This window comes from Candidatus Thermokryptus mobilis (genome assembly GCF_900070205.1).
GTDB classification, from domain to species: domain Bacteria; phylum Bacteroidota; class Ignavibacteria; order Kryptoniales; family Kryptoniaceae; genus Kryptonium; species Kryptonium mobile.
In genome coordinates this window covers 19,097-34,978 of the sequence record NZ_FAOO01000012.1, presented here as the reverse complement: position 1 = coordinate 34,978, position 15,882 = coordinate 19,097, and the positions used below count along the sequence as shown (strand labels likewise).

Genomic DNA, 15,882 nt, shown 5'->3' with positions numbered 1-15,882 from the left:
GAGACATCTCAGCAAACGCAAATTATGGATAAGCTTGTATCACTATGTAAGAGAAGGGGTTTCATATTCCAGTCAAGTGAGATTTACGGTGGTATAAATGCTTGTTGGGATTATGGTCCACTTGGGGTTGAACTTAAGAATAACATCAAGCAGGCGTGGTGGCAGGCTATGGTTTATGAAAGGGATGATATTGAAGGTCTTGACGCTTCAATACTTATGCACCCAAAGGTCTGGGAAGCGTCCGGTCATGTTGAAAATTTTACCGATCCTCTCGTTGATTGCAAATCCTGTAAATTGCGCTTCAGAGCTGATCAAATTCCAGAGGAGAATTTGAAATTGAAGAAATGTCCCGAATGCGGTGGTGAATTAACAGAACCGAGGAAATTTAACCTTATGTTCAAAACATTTATGGGACCTGTTGAAGATGAGGCGCACATAGTTTATTTGAGACCTGAAACCGCTCAGGGTATTTATGTTAATTTTGAAAATGTTTATGTCTCAATGAGGAGAAAGATACCTTTCGGGATAGCACAATTGGAAAAGCTTTCAGAAACGAGATAACCCCGGGGAATTTTATTTTCAGGATGCGTGAGTTTGAACAAATGGAGATGCAATTTTTCGTCAGACCAGGGACTGATATGGAATGGTTTGAGGTATGGAAGGAAGAAAGGTATAAATGGTATTTGAGGATAGGGATAAAGCCAGAGAAGCTACGTTTTCATAAACATGGTCCAGATGAACTTGCGCATTACGCATCTGCAGCTTATGATATTCAATTTGAATTTCCATTTGGATGGCAGGAGCTTGAAGGGATTCATAATAGAACGGATTATGATCTATCAAGGCATCAGCAATACTCGGGGAAGGACTTAAGTTATTATGATGATGAGATAAAACAAAAGTATATTCCATACATAATTGAGACATCTGCTGGTTGTGATAGGACATTGCTTGCGGTTTTGATAAATGCTTATGACGAAGAGGACACGGGCAAGGAGATAAGAACTGTTTTACGGTTACATCCTTTCCTTGCGCCGATAAAGGCAGCTGTTTTACCGCTTGTCAATAGGGATAATATGCCCGAGATAGCTTGGGAAATTTATAAATCATTAAAACCACATTTTAAGGTCTTCTATGATGATAGCGGTTCAATAGGGAGGAGGTATCGGAGACAAGATGAGATTGGGACGCCGTTTTGTTTCACGGTTGATTCGCAAACTCTGCAAGATGGGACTGTAACCGTTCGCGATAGGGATACGATGAAACAAGAGAGAATTCATAAAAGTGAAGCGCTTGATTTTCTTAAAGAAAAAATAAAACTTTAAATCAGCATGCAAAAAACTATTTCAATAGCTGGTGGGACTGGGTTCATTGGGCGACATTTGGCGGAGGAACTCTCAAGAAGTGGGTATAATGTCTTGATCTCAAGTAGAAATCCCGATAAAGTCCCTGATGAATTTAAGAAATTTGAGGTCTTTAAATGGAATCCTCAGACGGAAGATTTTCCAATTGAGATAATTGAGCGGTCGGATGCGGTTTTGAATTTTATTGGTGAAAACATCTCTAAAAGATGGACAGAAAATGTTAAGAAGAGGTTAAGGGAGTCGCGCATATTTTCAACGCGTAAAATCGTTGATGCCTTTTCAAAGGTTGACTCAAGAGGAAAACTTTTTGTTTCAGCTTCGGCTATAGGGATTTATGGGAGCAAGCGTGATGGCTTAATAGATGAGAATTCTTCTTATGGCGATGATTTCCTTGCGCAATTGTGCATTGATTGGGAATCTGAAGCGGAAAGGGCAAAAGATTATGGCGTTAGGGTTGCAATTTTAAGAATAGGGATTGTTCTTGGCAGAGACGGGGGATTTCTTGCAAGATTGATCCCTTTGTTTAAACTTGGTCTTGGAGGAAAAATCGGTGACGGCAAGGCGTGGCTTTCGTGGGTTCATATTGATGACCTTGTCAGTGCGGTTAAGTTCGCAATTGAAAATGAAAATATTTCAGGGGTTTATAATGTTGTCTCTCCAAATCCAGTGACGAACGAGGAATTCACGAAAATTTTTGCAAAGGTTTTAAGAAGACCCGCTCTTTTTCCGGTTCCGATTTTCGGTTTGAAAATTTTGTTTGGAAAAGAATTAACAGATGTCGCTTTGACTTCAAGTGTAAGGGTAAAGCCATCAAGATTACTTGAAGCTGGATTTGAATTTAAATATGCGGAAATAGAGACGGCTTTGAAAGATTTATTTAAGAAATAAAATTTTAATCTGCCATGTGGTGGCGAAGGCATCATAGAGGATTCGGGCGAAGGTTTGGGGGATTTTGGTTTGGATTTGGATTTCCACCATTTGAAGCTTTCTGTTCGGGATTTCGTCCGTATATCACGAAGGAAGAGTATATTGAGATGCTTGAGGATTATAAGAGACAGCTTGAAGATGAGCTTGAGGAAGTTAACAGGGAGATTGAGCGCTTGAAAAAAGAGGGTTGAAGATGATTTTAATTCATAACGCTAAGCAGGTTGTCACCGTTGCGTCTTTTGGTGAAAGTGTTAAGCGCGGTAAGAAACAGGGTGAGATTTTCTTGATTGAGAATGGGAGCGTTCTTGTAAAAGATGGGAGAATTCAATGGGTTGGGCGAGCGCTTGATTTTAATTTTGGATTATATGATGAGGTTGAAATTTATGATGCGACGGGTAAAGTTTTGATGCCTGGGTTTGTTGACTCTCATACACATCTCGTTTTTGCAGGGACAAGGGAAGATGAATTCAATTTAAGGATAAAGGGATTTACCTATCAGCAGATCGCGGAAATGGGTGGGGGTATCATAAGAACTGTTGAAAAAACGCGCAAAGCGAGGAAGGAGGAGCTTCTTGAAATTTCTAAAAATTATGCTGAAAAGGCGCTTACATTTGGGACGACGACAATTGAAATAAAAAGTGGATATGGTTTAAACCTTGAAGATGAAATCAAAATCCTTGAAGTCATTAATGAGATAAATGAAAATCCCTTGATGACTGTTCCGACTTTTTTAGGGGCGCATGCGGTCCCGCCGGAGTTTAAAGATGAAAAACAGGGATATGTTAATTTTTTAGTTGATACTGTGATTCCGTTTATCGCTTCAAAAAATCTTGCGAAATTTTGCGATGTTTTCTGTGAAGATGGCTATTTTACACCAGAGGAATCCGAGACGATACTTAACACTGGCAAAAAATTTGGACTTTTGCCGAAGATACATGCAGAACAGTTTTCAAACTGTGGCGGTGTAAAGGTTGGCCTCAAAGTTGGAGCAATTTCAATTGATCACCTTGAAAATGTAAGCGATGGCGACATTGAACTTTTATCAAGGTCAAACGCAATTGCAGTTTTGCTTCCCGGGGTTTCTTTCTTTTTAAATTATCGCTACCCACCTGCAAGAAAATTAATAGACGCTGGGATTCCAGTTGCCATCGCAACAGATTTTAACCCTGGCTCATGCCCAAGTTTAAATATGCAATTGATGTTGACAATCGCTTGCACTCAAATGAGAATGACAATTGAGGAGGCAATAGTTGCTTCAACTTTAAATTCGGCAGGAGCACTTGGCATTTCAAATATAACGGGAAGTATAGAAGTAGGAAAAAGGGCTGATATTTTGGTGTTTGATGTTGACGATTATCAAATGATACCATACTTTTTCGGTGAAAACCATATCAAAGCTGTCTTCGTTGGGGGAGAAATTAAATTTTCTCGGGTTTAAATGTGACACAGATCACTTTGTTTTTTGTAAGGTTCTATTTATATTGAATTGAATTTCAAACTAAAAGGGTGGTCACCATGCGCGAAAAAATTATTTTTTCATTGTTAATTTTATTCTTTTCCATCTCTTTATCACAACAACCTTTTATTGTCATTAGCTCAACCCCTGCTGATGGAGAATTTGGGGTTAAATCTGCGCCCGATTCAGTACTTTTAAAATTTGTTTTTTCTAAACATGTTGATCTGACAAAGTCGTTTCCACGAGATGCTAATATACCGCTTGGACCGTTTAACTTTCTCAGTTTTGATCCCATTGATTCAGTTGAATTTGGCGCTCCATATTTGGGACCATCACCCAACGAGGTCGGTGGTTGGGTAAAGCTACGCCCTAATACTGATTATTGTGTGATCTTATTGGGCGCGTATTCAACGGATGGCGACTTGCTTGCAACCCCTTATGTTCTTAACTTTACAACTTCGCCAGTAATTGGGCAAAGAACTGTGAGCGGAACGGTAACGGTTCCAAATCCAAGAGTTACCTCTGTAAATTTGGGGAAATTTGAATTGAGTTTTAAAGAGGCAAAGATTTCGTTAGAAAAAATCTTGGGGGCGAACAATTTTAGAAGGGATTTGAACATCAAACTTCCAGAGTTTAACATATTCCGTTTGTCTCAAAGCTTATCTATACCGGAGAAGGTGACAAGCGTTGATCCAAAGTGGGGGGTTGTTGCTTTGCTTGATGCTAATCCATTTGCAGGTGAAGATGTCAATGTAAAATACGCTGCGAATATTAACTCTGATTTCTCGTTCCAAATAAAATATGTTCGCGATGGTAGATATTATCTTTTTGCTGTGTTTGATACAAGTAGAGATGGTATTTTTACTTTTGAAAATGATTTGCTCTTATTTTATGATCAAAATGGTGACGGGCAACCTGACCCGGTCAATGTATCGGGTGGAAACTTGACGGGATTAAATGTATCTGGGAGATTGAGACCATTTACCGTCAGGGAAAAGCTTGACACAGTGAAAGCAATTGCTCAAAGCGTGGCAAGTGATGCTAAACTCTTATATGTTTTTGCTGGCGAAGGACCTTTCGCAGAGCTTCCTGATTCAACGCTTGATGGGAAGGTATATTTTGCAGGTTACCAATTTTATTCTCCAAGTCAAAAGGTAAGCATTGATATAATTGTAAGTCCATTTGGTATCAGCTCAACCTCTTATCCTGACACACTTGCTTATTTTGTTGAAGTTCCAGCAAGCTTCATTGATAGTGACTCCGTTTTCGCTATAGCTGAGGCAAATGGCGGTTCATCTTTCAGAAGCAAGAATCCTAACGCAACGAATATATTTTATTCATTGGGCAGAATTTTTGGAGGACCGGTTGACACAACTGAAGTATTCTGGACGGTTGGATATACAAATCTTGATTGGTCGGAAGGTTTGACATTGTTTATTAATCCTGTGACGGGCGAGGTTGTTTATAAATCTGAGTTTTCACTTCACCCTGTGACAGCAAAGGAAAAATTTGGAGTGGTTGATTCATTGGCACGCAGTTATGCAAGCGACTCTAAATTGATGTATGTATTTCTCGTTGATTATAGTTTTTTAGGTGATACATTGATTGATGGTAAGGGAACATTTTTAAGTTACGGATATGAGAGTCCAACGAAGGGTAAATTTTCAGTTCATTATTTCTTTGGTTCAACAACAGTAGATTCAGTTTGGATTTTGCCTTTTGAAATCAATAGGGCATTGACTGATATTGGTTCATATCTTGATAGCCCTGAAATTTTATTACGAGCTGAAGCAAATGGTGGGAGTGCATTTAGAAGCGATTCGGTTGATTATTTGACCAGCTTGACTTTTTATCTCGGTCAAGTGCCGTTTTCGGAATTTGGGATAGACACGAGTCAGATTTATTGGGGTGCTGATTATAGCGGTGAGAAGTTTGAACAGGACAAGCTCATTAAAAAGGAATTAGTTCTTTTCTTCAATCCAGCAACTGGAGCATTTGTTAGTTCCGCCATTATTACAAATGTTACTCGTGATGAGACTGTTGGGATTCCTTCAACATTTGCTTTGTATCAAAATTATCCGAATCCGTTTAACCCGGCAACTACAATATCATACGATTTACCTGTTAGGGCAAAAGTTAAATTAGTCATTTATAATTTGCTTGGTCAGGAAGTTGCCACTTTGGTCAATGGTGAGCAAGAACCTGGTCGGTATAATGTCAGATTTGATGCAAGCGGTTTGCCAAGTGGTATTTACTTCTACCGTCTTGAGGCGGGCAAGTTCGTTGATGTGAAAAAGATGATTTTAGTAAAGTAATAAGATTTTGGGAGGGGATTAACAATCCTCTCCCTTTTTCTTTTTGCCTTCCTTAAAGTTGCCCTTCAATTGGCATATCTTGAAAATTTAAAAACCGATTTTTAAATTTATTTTAAATTTCAATTTAATTCGCAAATCAAAAACAAAGCGGAGGTTTTAATTGATGTCGCTTGAAATTTGGGTTCCGATTGTTGGTGTTCTTGGTATTTTATACGCGCTCTATTTGTTTTCTTATGTTCTGAAACAACCAGCGGGTAATGAGCGAATGCAAATGATCGCTCGTCTTATTCAAAGAGGGGCATCTGCATTCCTCAAAAGGGAATATTCAACTTTGGTATTTTTTATTGTCGTTATGTTCGTTATTTTGTGGGCTGTGATAAGAATTGAAACTGCGATCGCGTTTGTAAGCGGAGCGTTGTCCTCAATGGTTGCTGGATTTATTGGTATGACCTCTGCAACCCGTGCAAATGTAAGGACAGCACAAGCAGCTATGCAGGGTCAAAATAAGGCTCTTGTCGTTTCCTTTACTGGTGGAGCAGTTATGGGAATGACGGTTGCAAGTGTAGGGTTAATCGGTCTTGGAATTTTTTATCTGCTTTTCAAAAATGACCCAACGGTGATAACTGGTTTTGGGATGGGTGCAAGTTCAATCGCTTTATTTGCAAGGGTTGGAGGTGGAATTTACACAAAAAGTGCTGATGTTGGGGCTGACCTCGTCGGAAAAGTTGAAGCTGGCATACCTGAGGATGACCCGAGAAATCCAGCAGTTATAGCTGATAATGTCGGAGATAATGTCGGTGATGTTGCTGGAATGGGAGCTGACCTTTTTGAATCTTATGTCGGTTCTGTTATAGCAACTATCGCAGTTGGGACAACAATGCCTTCAAATAAAGAAAATTTTATGATACTTCCCCTTGCCATTGTAATGTTTGGGACAATAGCTTCTTTTCTTGCAACACTTTCAATAAGAGTTTTTCAGAACATTGATCCTCAAAAAGCTCTGCGTTATTCAACATTTGTAGCTGAAGGTTTGCTTATCGTTATTTCATATTTTGTCGTGAAAAATCTTGTTGGTGATTTGAAATATTTCTGGCCAATTGTCTCCGGGGTGTTTGCAGGGATAGCCATTGGGCTTTTAAGTGAGTATTATACATCGGGCTCACCGATTAAATCAATTGCTCAATCTGCTACGACTGGTGCAGCGACAAATATAATCACTGGTATAGCGGTTGGTTTTAAAAGCACGACATATCCAGTGCTTGCTATAGCTATTGCGATTTTCATTTCTTACATAACTGGTGGTATTTATGGTATAGCTATTTCGGCTGTTGGTATGCTTGCGACGATAGGAATTACGATGTCGGTTGATGCGTATGGACCGATTGCAGATAATGCGGGTGGTATAGCTGAAATGTCTCACCTTGGACCTGAAGTAAGAAAAATAACCGATAAACTTGATGCGCTTGGAAACACGACCGCTGCAATTGGGAAGGGTTTTGCTATTGGTTCTGCTGCATTGACAGCACTTGCACTTTTTACAGCATATTCACAAACGATTAGACTTAACAAAATTGATTTGATGCATGCTAACACAGTTATTGGACTTTTAATTGGTGCTGGAATGCCATTTTTATTTGCGGCTTTAACAATGGAAGCTGTTGGGAAAAGTGCGTTTAAGATAGTTGAAGAAGTAAGGAGACAATTCAGGGAGATACCAGGGCTTCTTGAAGGCAAAGCTGAACCAGACACAGCAAAATGTGTTGATATAGCAACCGCTGGCGCATTGAAGGAGATGCTTTTGCCAGGGATTCTTGCTATAGTTGTTCCTATTCTTGTTGGGGTTGTCCTTGGTCCTGAAGCACTTGGAGGACTTTTAGCTGGAGCAATTGCCTCGGGTGTGATGATCGCTTTGTTTATGGCAAATGGTGGTGGGGCTTGGGATAATGCAAAGAAATACATTGAGGCTGGAAACTTTGGCGGAAAAGGTTCGGATGCGCATAAAGCAGCTGTGGTCGGTGATACCGTTGGTGACCCGTTCAAAGATACAAGTGGACCTTCAATGAATATACTTATAAAGTTGATGTCAATTGTTTCCCTTGTCTTTGGAGTTGTGCTTGCTAAATTCCACGAACAATTATTCTCCGCTTTATTTAAGTGATTTTTTAGGGGCGACATACAGTCGCCCCCGCTTTAAAATTTTTCTATTCAAAATGGAAAAAATCACCGTCAAAATAACCCGACTCAGAGATAACTCTGATATCCCATTGCCATTTTATGCAACTGAGGGTTCAGCCGGTATGGACCTTTTCGCTGATGTAACGGAAGATGTTATTTTAAAGCCAGGTGAGATAAAACTAATCCCAACGGGAATCGCTATAGAACTTCCACCAGGGTATGAAGCGCAAATAAGACCAAGAAGCGGGCTTGCTTTAAATTACGGGATAACTTTGCTAAACTCACCAGGCACAATTGATTCAGATTATCGCGGTGAAATTAAGTTGATCCTAATAAATCTCGGGAAAGATGACTTTGTTGTTAAGCGAGGTGACAGGATCGCTCAAATGGTTATATCTAAATATGTGCAAATTGAATGGGATGAGGTTAAAGAACTTAACACAACAAAAAGAGCTTCTGGTGGTTTCGGTCATACCGGGATATGAAAATTCCAATTTTAACATATCACAAAGTTGATACAAAATTTGAATTTGGGATAACGAGGGTTTCGCCTGGTCAGTTTGAAAGGCAGATAAAGTTTTTAAGCAAGCAGGGTTATAAAGGGATAACTGTTTCCGAGGCGAGGGGTTTAAATGCGACGGATGAAAAATTTGTATGCATCACGTTTGATGATGGATATGAGGATGTTTTTCACTATGCGTTTCCGATTTTGAAAAGATATGGCTTTAGGGCAACGGTTTTCGTTATTTCAAACTTTGTTGGGAAATCAAACGATTGGGATTTTGGCTTTGGTATAAAGTTTAAGCATTTGAATTGGGATCAGATCAAAATTTTATTTGACAATGGCTGGGAGATTGGTTCCCATTCGGCGAATCATCGCGCTTTGACGCTTCTTGATGATGAAGATGTAAAGTTTGAAGTTGGTTCGTCAAAGTATGAAATTGAAAAAAATCTCGGCACGGTGGTGAAGTCATTTGCCCCACCTTTCAGTAGATATGATGAAAATATAGTTCGCATAGCGTTTGAATGTGGATATGAAGGTGTTTACGTTTTGACAAACGGGAGAAAAGTTAACGGGGTTTATCATAGGTTTGCAGTTTATACAATTGATTCCACCGCTTCTTTGAAGAGAAAAATAGGGGAGGCGAAATTTGAAAAGCTCAAGTTAAATTTGATAAATTCATTATCTGAATTCACGGTTTTGATAAATTATGCTAAAAACAAAATTTTCCACAAGTGATGGAAGCACCTAAGATTGGGACTCTTTATCTTGTTGCCACACCTATTGGAAATCCCGATGATATAACTTTTAGAGCCCTTAAAGTTTTGAAGGAAGCCGACTTGATAGTTTGCGAGGAACTTAAAGAAGGGAGAAAAATTTTATCAACTTATCAGATAGAGCCAAAGGAAATTGACACTTTAAATGAGCACAATGAAAGTTTGAAAGTTGAAAAAATTATAAACGACTTAAAATCGGGGAAGAATGTCGCATTGATCTCTGACGCAGGGACTCCGGTTTTTTCCGACCCCGGGTCATTGCTTGTAAAACAAGCGATAAAGGAAGGTATAAAAATTGTCCCTGTTCCCGGGGCTTCGGCCTTGCTTCTTGCTCTTATCGTATCTGGATTTAACATTGAAAAGTTTGTTTATTATGGCTGGCTTTCACAAAAAAGACAAAGGAGAAGGGAAGAACTGAGAAGATTAAAAGGAGAGCAGAGAACCGTTGTAATATTTGAAACGCCTTATAGGATAATCCCAGTGCTTGAGGATATAGGTGCGGTTCTGGGCGTTGATAGAAAAATATGCGTTGCTTTTAACTTGACGATGCCTGATGAGGAAATAGTAAGAGGGAATGTCATTGAGGTAGTGAATTATTTTGTGGGGAAGAAAAAGAAAGGCGAGTGTGTGATAGTTATAGCGGGGGCAGAGGAAAGTAAAAGAATTGAATTTTGAAAACAAAAAGTTAAAAGAAATGGACTATTTGTCGGTTGCGATTGAATCAGCGAAAGAAGCGGGGAGATTTTTGAAATTAAATCTCGGAAAAGTTAAAAACATTGAGAAGAAAAAAGAAGAGATAAATCTTGTCACTGAAATTGACAAGGGGTCTGAAAGGAAAATAATTGATTTTTTGAAAAGTAGATTCCCAAATCATAGCATTCTTGCTGAAGAAAGCGGGGAGACAAATCCGGGTTCGGATTTCAGGTGGATTATTGACCCGCTTGATGGGACTACGAATTACACACATTCATTTCCGGTGTTTTGTGTCTCAATTGCGCTTGAGTTTAAAGGTGAGGTGATATTAGGTGTTGTTTATGACCCGAACCTTGATGAGCTATTTTATGCTGAGAAGGGGAAAGGTGCTTTTTTAAATGGGAAAAGAATTTCGGTTTCTAAGACGAACAAATTGATAAAAAGTATGCTTGCAACTGGTTTCCCATACAATGTCAAAGAAAATCCAGACAATTGTATAGAACATTTTGTTAATTTCTTGATGGAGGCGCAAGCGATAAGGCGTCTTGGCTCAGCAGCGCTTGACCTTGTTTATGTGGCTTGCGGCCGGCTTGATGGTTTTTGGGAAGTTGATTTGAACCCCTGGGATACAGCTGCAGGTAAAATCATAGTTGAGGAAGCGGGTGGGAAAATCACCGATTTTTATGGGAATGATTTCAACATTTATACGAAAGGGATCGTCGCAAGCAATGGCTTGATACACGAACAAATGCTGGAAGTTATAAAAAAGGGGCTTAAGACGAGATGAAGAAAAAGGAGTATGTCGTTAGGTTCGGCGTATCAATGGAAAATGAACTTCTTGAAAAATTTGACCGTTTGATACAACAAAGAGGTTATACCAATAGGTCGGAAGCAATAAGGGATATGATCAGGGAAAAGTTTGTTGAAGAAGCAATTGAAAAAGATAAGGTTTGTTTTGGGATTTTCTCGTTCGTTTACGACCACAACAAAAGAGAACTTGAGGAGAAATTAACCGATATTCAACACGAGCATTTTGATAAAATAATTTCAACAACGCATATTCACATTGACAGAGACCATTGCCTTGAAGTTGTTGTCATGAAAGGGCGAGCAAGCGAACTGAAAAAAATAGCAGACCTCGCCCTAAGTATAAAAGGAGTTAAACATGGGAAAATTGTCTTAACAGCAGTTTGATTACTTTACCGTTTCTTTATCCTTTGATGAGACGGTGATTATCGTCTTAACATTGCCTCTCGGATTCCAATCCCCAACAACTTCAAGAAATCTCGGTTTTAGAAGTTTCTCAAGGTCATCGTAAATTTTATTCGTAGCTGCTTCGTGAGATATATACTCGCTTCTGTATTTGTTAAGGTAAAGCTTAAGGGAGCGAAGCTCCACGATATATTTATCGGGGATATAGGTTATCCTTATCGTTGCGAAGTCAGGATACCCTGACCTTGGGCAAAGGCAAGTGAACTCAGGAAATGTTATTTCAATTTTGTAGTCCCTGTCGGGATATGGATTTTCCCAGGTTTCAAGTTGTGCATTTAAGATTGCCTCTTCTCCGTATTTTAACTTTCTATCCTCCATAAACTTCCAGAAGTTTTTTTGAAAATTTACCTCTTTTAAAAATTTTATCAAAGTGTTATATTTACACTGCCAAGTCAAATAAAGAAGATTTGTGTTTATGAAAATTAAAATTTTCCCCTTTTTGATTTCAGTTCTTGCGTTTTTAAACCTACACTCGCAGACCCTTCACCCTCCAATAATTGAAAGATATTTGTTTAGCGCAACAACTGAGGGCGCCGATGGCATAAGGTTTAATCCAGCGATCACAGGTATTAAACATCATACAAACTTCAATTTTTATGTTTCAACTTTTAACAAGCCGTTATCAAAAAATTTTGACTTGGGATTTCTTTTTCAAAATAACAGAGCGGGGTTGGGCTTAAAGTCGGAAAAATTTGGCGATTCTTCAATGACGCTTCTATCTTTTTCACTCGGCTTTGGCAAAAGGAATTTCACTGGTGGATTTGGGATTGATTACATTAAAGTAAATGATGAACCCTTTAAAACATCATTTAACATCGGATTTCTTTCAAGACCATTTGAGTTCGTTGCATTTTCGTTTGTTCTTCAAAACTTGACAGGAAGATATTTCAGAGCAACGCCTTTTGAAAGAAAATACATATTTGGGGCAGGACTTAGACCGATAGGTGATGATAGATTGACCTTGTCTGCGGATGTTTATATAAATGACAAAGGTAAATTAAAAAACTCAAATTACAAGTATGGTGCTGAATTTAAAATTATTGATGGCTTGAAGATCAGTGCATTGTTTGATAACTCAAAAATTTTCAAAAGGGAAAAAGTTTTGCTTTTCGGGGTTACGATTAATTTTCAAAACGCTGGAGTTAAATTTTTCTCAAACGGCAACAAAATAAACTCCAAATTTACCATTTCAACTTTTTATTCAAGTGAGTTTCTTCCAACTTCATTTTATCCTGTTAAGAGAATCGCTGAGGTGGAAATAAAAGGTGTGATTCCCGATTACAAAGAACAGCCGTCAATTTTTTCAAAGCCAAGGCGAAGTGTTCATGATATAGTTTCTGAAATTGAACGATCAGCAAAGGATAAAGACATAAATGGGTTGATTTTAAAAATTTATCCCTTTTCTGGGGAGATAAAAATCTATGAGCTTGAAGCGATTACACAGGAAATAGTTGATGCGGTTAAAAAAGTCAAGAGAGCAGGGAAACCAGTTGTTGCTTATCTCGGTGGTGAAAGTGCAAGCGTAAATGAACTTTACCTCGCAAGCGTTGTAGATAAAATCGTCATCGCTCCTGAGTGTATGATAGTCGGGTATGGGGCGATTATAAATGTTGAACGGCTTAAAAGTTTCTTTGAGAAGTTCGGCATAGAGTGGGATGCGATGACTGCTGGAAAATTTAAGTCAACATTTCACTCTTATTACACCGATTCAGCTACGACTGAGCAAGCGCAACTTATCAAATCCCTTGCTGAGGATATTCATAGGCAGATGATGGAACAGATTTCAAAGGCAAGGGGAATTGAATTCACTGATGATTTGATCAGCGAAATTTCAAGCATTGTGACACCATCGCGGGCAAAGGAGCTCGGTATAGTTGATGAGATAGGTTTTTACAATGAGGCGAAAAAAATGGTGAATAAACTTGCTAATAAACGCGATGATGAAAAAGTGAATCTTGTAAAAGTCGGAGCGAGAAGGGATTGGGAAACATCCTGGGGTGAGGTTCCGAAGATAGCTGTTATAGGTGTCCATGGTTCAATTCTAACAGGTGAAAGTCAACCGCCGATTCCGTTTCCTTTTCTGAGTGAGCGAATAACTGGTTCTGAAACAATCGTCAAGCAAATCCATCAGGCTGTAAAGGATAAGAGCGTTAAGGCGATAATTTTAAGAGTTAACAGTCCGGGTGGTTCTGCGCTTGCTTCAAATGAAATTTATACTGCGCTTAAAGAAGCAAGGAAGAAGAAGCCGGTTGTGGTTTCCTTTGGTAACATTGCAGCAAGCGGTGGATATTATGTCTCGTGCGGTTCGGAGAAAATTTTTGCAAGCCCAGCTACACTAACTGGAAGTATCGGTGTCGTCTTTGCCAAACCGGTCATTTCAAAACTTTACGATAATCTCAAAATCAAGATTGAACAATATAAAGAAGGGGAACATTCAGATATGTTTTCTCCCATAAGACATCTGACAGATATTGAGAAGAAAAAGGTTGAAGAGATGCTTGAATATACATACATTTCATTTAAGCAAAAGGTTGCGGAGAATAGAAATATGACGCTTGATGAAGTTGAAGATTTGGCTCAAGGGAAAGTTTACACTGGAGCTCAAGCGCTCAAGTTAAAGCTCGTAGATGAATTCGGTGGTTTAAGTCAAGCGATTGCATATGCTGGAGAAAAGTTGAAACTGAAAAAGTATGAGGTAAAGTTTTATACCGTTCCTTCACTCTTAGGTTTTGAGCTTGGAATAGTTGAACGAGTGATGAATTCCTTGTTTATAAAAAATGATTGAAAATGGTATGAAAAAGTTCATCGCTGTTGTTGGTTCGGGAAGCTGGGGGAAAAATCTTGTCAGAAATTTTTATGAGATTGGCGTTTTAAAAGTAGTTTGCGATATAAATGAGACAAATTTTGATGAACTTAAAGAGAGGTATAGTGCAATTTATACGAATTCAATTGAGGAAATTCTTAAAGATGACGAGATAAAAGCTGTTGCAGTTGCAACGCCGTCTGAAACGCACTATGAACTTGCAAAGAAATTTTTATTATCGGGCAAGGATGTTTTTGTGGAGAAGCCATTGGTGCTGAAAGTTGATGAAGCGGTTGAACTTGTGAAAATAGCCGAGGGGAAAAATTTAATTTTAATGGTTGACCATGTCCTTCAGTATCATCCCGCTGTGCAGAAGCTTAAAGACCTAATAAAAAATGGAGAACTTGGCGAAATAAAATATATTTATTCAAACAGGTTAAATTTTGGAAAGTTTAGGCGTGAGGAAAACACGCTTTGGAGTTTCGCCCCGCACGATGTCTCCCTGATACTTTCAATTGCGGGTGAAGTGCCGGAAAAAGTTTCCTCTTTTGGCGGAAGTTATTTCTTTACAGAAGATACTCAAGCAAATTCAAGCGGTTTAAATGATATTTCAAAGATACCGTGTGATGTAACTGTTACGCATCTTGAATTTAAAAATGGAATCAGGGCTCATATCTTTGTCAGTTGGATTCATCCATACAAGGAGCAAAAACTCGTTGTCATAGGGACGAAGAAGATGGCTGTCTTTGATGATACAGAAAGGGAAAATAAACTTGTGCTTTATCCACACAAAGTTGAATGGATTAATTCTCTCCCAGTTGCTAAAAAAGCCGATGTAGAAGTCATTGATATACCTAAAGATGAACCTCTGAGGAATGCTTGTCTTCATTTCGTTGAATGTGTTAATTTAAGAAAAAAACCGTTGACGGATGGGTTAGAGTCAATAAATGTATTGAAAGTTCTTGAACTTGCGAGTGAATCATTAAGAAATAACGGTGTTAAATTGAAAATGGGATCAAATTACTTTGCTCATGAAACAGCTGTGATTGATCAACCTTGTGAAATTGGTGAAGGGACAAAGATTTGGCATTTCACGCATATTATGAGTGGGGCAAAGATTGGGAGAAATTGTGTCATAGGACAAAACTGTTTCATTGGGTCAAGGGCTGTGATAGGGAATGGGGTAAAAATTCAAAATAATGTCTCTGTTTACGATCTTGTGACGCTTGAGGATTATGTTTTTGTAGGTCCCTCGGCTGTGTTTACAAACGACATCAACCCAAGGGCGAAATATCCCAAAGGTGGCAAATGGATTCCGACGCTTGTTCGTGAAGGTGCTACAATTGGGGCAAATGCGACGATACTTTGCGGTATAACGATAGGGCGTTGGGCAATGGTTGGAGCAGGTGCTGTTGTTACAAGGGATGTCCCAGACTATGCAATCGTCACCGGCATCCCAGCAAAGTTGACAGGTTGGGTTTGTGAATGTGGAGAAAAAATAAACTTCAAAAAAAGTAAAGCGGTCTGCAAAAGGTGCGGAAGAAGTTATCAAAAAAGAGGAAATAAGGTAACGAAAATTGAAAATTAATCATTGGTTCA

Annotated in this window: 13 protein-coding genes and 1 pseudogene; 13 read left to right on the top strand and 1 reads right to left on the bottom strand. The window is 38.9% G+C overall.

All coding sequences use genetic code 11. The features are described from left to right. Positions 1–24 precede the first annotated feature (24 nt). The 11 genes and pseudogenes from FKZ43_RS08385 (at position 25) to nikR (ending at position 11,402) form a co-directional block, all read left to right on the top strand. Positions 25–1,325, top strand: a pseudogene (locus FKZ43_RS08385) (glycine--tRNA ligase). A 6-nt stretch (positions 1,326–1,331) separates the two neighbouring features. After that, positions 1,332–2,252, top strand: a complete 921-nt coding sequence (locus tag FKZ43_RS08380; RefSeq protein ID WP_140945438.1) for a TIGR01777 family oxidoreductase — start codon at positions 1,332–1,334, stop codon at positions 2,250–2,252. A 14-nt stretch (positions 2,253–2,266) separates the two neighbouring features. Further along, a complete protein-coding gene (locus FKZ43_RS08375) occupies positions 2,267–2,482 on the top strand; it encodes a DUF5320 family protein (protein WP_140945437.1) in 216 nt (71 codons plus the stop codon). A gap of 2 nt (positions 2,483–2,484) precedes the next feature. Continuing rightward, the gene (gene hutI, locus FKZ43_RS08370; protein WP_140945436.1) at positions 2,485–3,729 is read left to right on the top strand and encodes an imidazolonepropionase; all 1,245 of its coding nucleotides are present in this window, start codon (positions 2,485–2,487) and stop codon (positions 3,727–3,729) included. A 77-nt stretch (positions 3,730–3,806) separates the two neighbouring features. Further along, positions 3,807–6,062 (top strand): T9SS type A sorting domain-containing protein, encoded by a 2,256-nt coding sequence (locus FKZ43_RS08365; protein ID WP_140945435.1) that lies wholly within the window; start codon positions 3,807–3,809, stop codon positions 6,060–6,062. 163 nt (positions 6,063–6,225) lie between these two features. Continuing rightward, complete coding sequence (locus FKZ43_RS08360) at positions 6,226–8,220, top strand: sodium-translocating pyrophosphatase (protein ID WP_140945434.1); 1,995 nt, start codon at positions 6,226–6,228, stop codon at positions 8,218–8,220. A 52-nt stretch (positions 8,221–8,272) separates the two neighbouring features. Next, a complete protein-coding gene (gene dut / locus FKZ43_RS08355; RefSeq protein ID WP_140945433.1) occupies positions 8,273–8,722 on the top strand; it encodes a dUTP diphosphatase in 450 nt (149 codons plus the stop codon). Continuing rightward, entirely contained in the window at positions 8,719–9,477 is a 759-nt protein-coding gene (locus FKZ43_RS08350) for a polysaccharide deacetylase family protein (protein WP_140945432.1), read from the top strand. Before dut ends, FKZ43_RS08350 begins: the two co-directional genes overlap by 4 nt. Further along, complete coding sequence (gene rsmI / locus FKZ43_RS08345; protein WP_140945431.1) at positions 9,477–10,190, top strand: 16S rRNA (cytidine(1402)-2'-O)-methyltransferase; 714 nt, start codon at positions 9,477–9,479, stop codon at positions 10,188–10,190. Before FKZ43_RS08350 ends, rsmI begins: the two co-directional genes overlap by 1 nt. Positions 10,191–10,209: 19 nt before the next feature. Further along, positions 10,210–10,995 carry an inositol monophosphatase family protein gene (locus tag FKZ43_RS08340; RefSeq protein WP_140945430.1) on the top strand — a complete coding sequence of 262 codons (786 nt, stop codon included), beginning with the start codon at positions 10,210–10,212 and terminating at the stop codon, positions 10,993–10,995. Then, a complete protein-coding gene (nikR, locus tag FKZ43_RS08335) occupies positions 10,992–11,402 on the top strand; it encodes a nickel-responsive transcriptional regulator NikR (protein WP_140945429.1) in 411 nt (136 codons plus the stop codon). Before FKZ43_RS08340 ends, nikR begins: the two co-directional genes overlap by 4 nt. Here nikR and queF read toward each other — a convergent pair whose 3' ends face one another. Then, on the bottom strand, positions 11,403–11,798 hold the full coding sequence (queF, locus tag FKZ43_RS08330; RefSeq protein ID WP_140945428.1) for a preQ(1) synthase: 396 nt from the start codon (positions 11,796–11,798) through the stop codon (positions 11,403–11,405). Between the two features lie 97 nt (positions 11,799–11,895). Between queF and sppA the strand changes: the two genes are divergently transcribed. Both sppA and FKZ43_RS08320 read left to right on the top strand, forming a co-directional pair. After that, positions 11,896–14,265, top strand: a complete 2,370-nt coding sequence (gene sppA, locus FKZ43_RS08325) for a signal peptide peptidase SppA (protein WP_140945427.1) — start codon at positions 11,896–11,898, stop codon at positions 14,263–14,265. Positions 14,266–14,272: 7 nt separating this feature from the next. Beyond that, positions 14,273–15,871, top strand: coding sequence for a Gfo/Idh/MocA family oxidoreductase (locus tag FKZ43_RS08320; protein ID WP_140945426.1), 1,599 nt, complete (start codon positions 14,273–14,275; stop codon positions 15,869–15,871). The last annotated feature ends 11 nt before the right edge of the window (positions 15,872–15,882 follow it).

Excerpts from the sequence above, each read along its gene's own strand:
- FKZ43_RS08380 (WP_140945438.1), top strand. The coding sequence starts at position 1,332 with ATGCAAAAAACTATTTCAATAGCTGGTGGGACTGGGTTCATTGGGCGA.
- FKZ43_RS08375 (WP_140945437.1), top strand. The coding sequence starts at position 2,267 with ATGTGGTGGCGAAGGCATCATAGAGGATTCGGGCGAAGGTTTGGGGGA.
- hutI (WP_140945436.1), top strand. The coding sequence starts at position 2,485 with ATGATTTTAATTCATAACGCTAAGCAGGTTGTCACCGTTGCGTCTTTT.
- FKZ43_RS08365 (WP_140945435.1), top strand. The coding sequence starts at position 3,807 with ATGCGCGAAAAAATTATTTTTTCATTGTTAATTTTATTCTTTTCCATC.
- FKZ43_RS08360 (WP_140945434.1), top strand. The coding sequence starts at position 6,226 with ATGTCGCTTGAAATTTGGGTTCCGATTGTTGGTGTTCTTGGTATTTTA.
- dut (WP_140945433.1), top strand. The coding sequence starts at position 8,273 with ATGGAAAAAATCACCGTCAAAATAACCCGACTCAGAGATAACTCTGAT.
- FKZ43_RS08350 (WP_140945432.1), top strand. The coding sequence starts at position 8,719 with ATGAAAATTCCAATTTTAACATATCACAAAGTTGATACAAAATTTGAA.
- rsmI (WP_140945431.1), top strand. The coding sequence starts at position 9,477 with ATGGAAGCACCTAAGATTGGGACTCTTTATCTTGTTGCCACACCTATT.
- FKZ43_RS08340 (WP_140945430.1), top strand. The coding sequence starts at position 10,210 with ATGGACTATTTGTCGGTTGCGATTGAATCAGCGAAAGAAGCGGGGAGA.
- nikR (WP_140945429.1), top strand. The coding sequence starts at position 10,992 with ATGAAGAAAAAGGAGTATGTCGTTAGGTTCGGCGTATCAATGGAAAAT.
- queF (WP_140945428.1), bottom strand. The coding sequence starts at position 11,798 with ATGGAGGATAGAAAGTTAAAATACGGAGAAGAGGCAATCTTAAATGCA.
- sppA (WP_140945427.1), top strand. The coding sequence starts at position 11,896 with ATGAAAATTAAAATTTTCCCCTTTTTGATTTCAGTTCTTGCGTTTTTA.
- FKZ43_RS08320 (WP_140945426.1), top strand. The coding sequence starts at position 14,273 with ATGAAAAAGTTCATCGCTGTTGTTGGTTCGGGAAGCTGGGGGAAAAAT.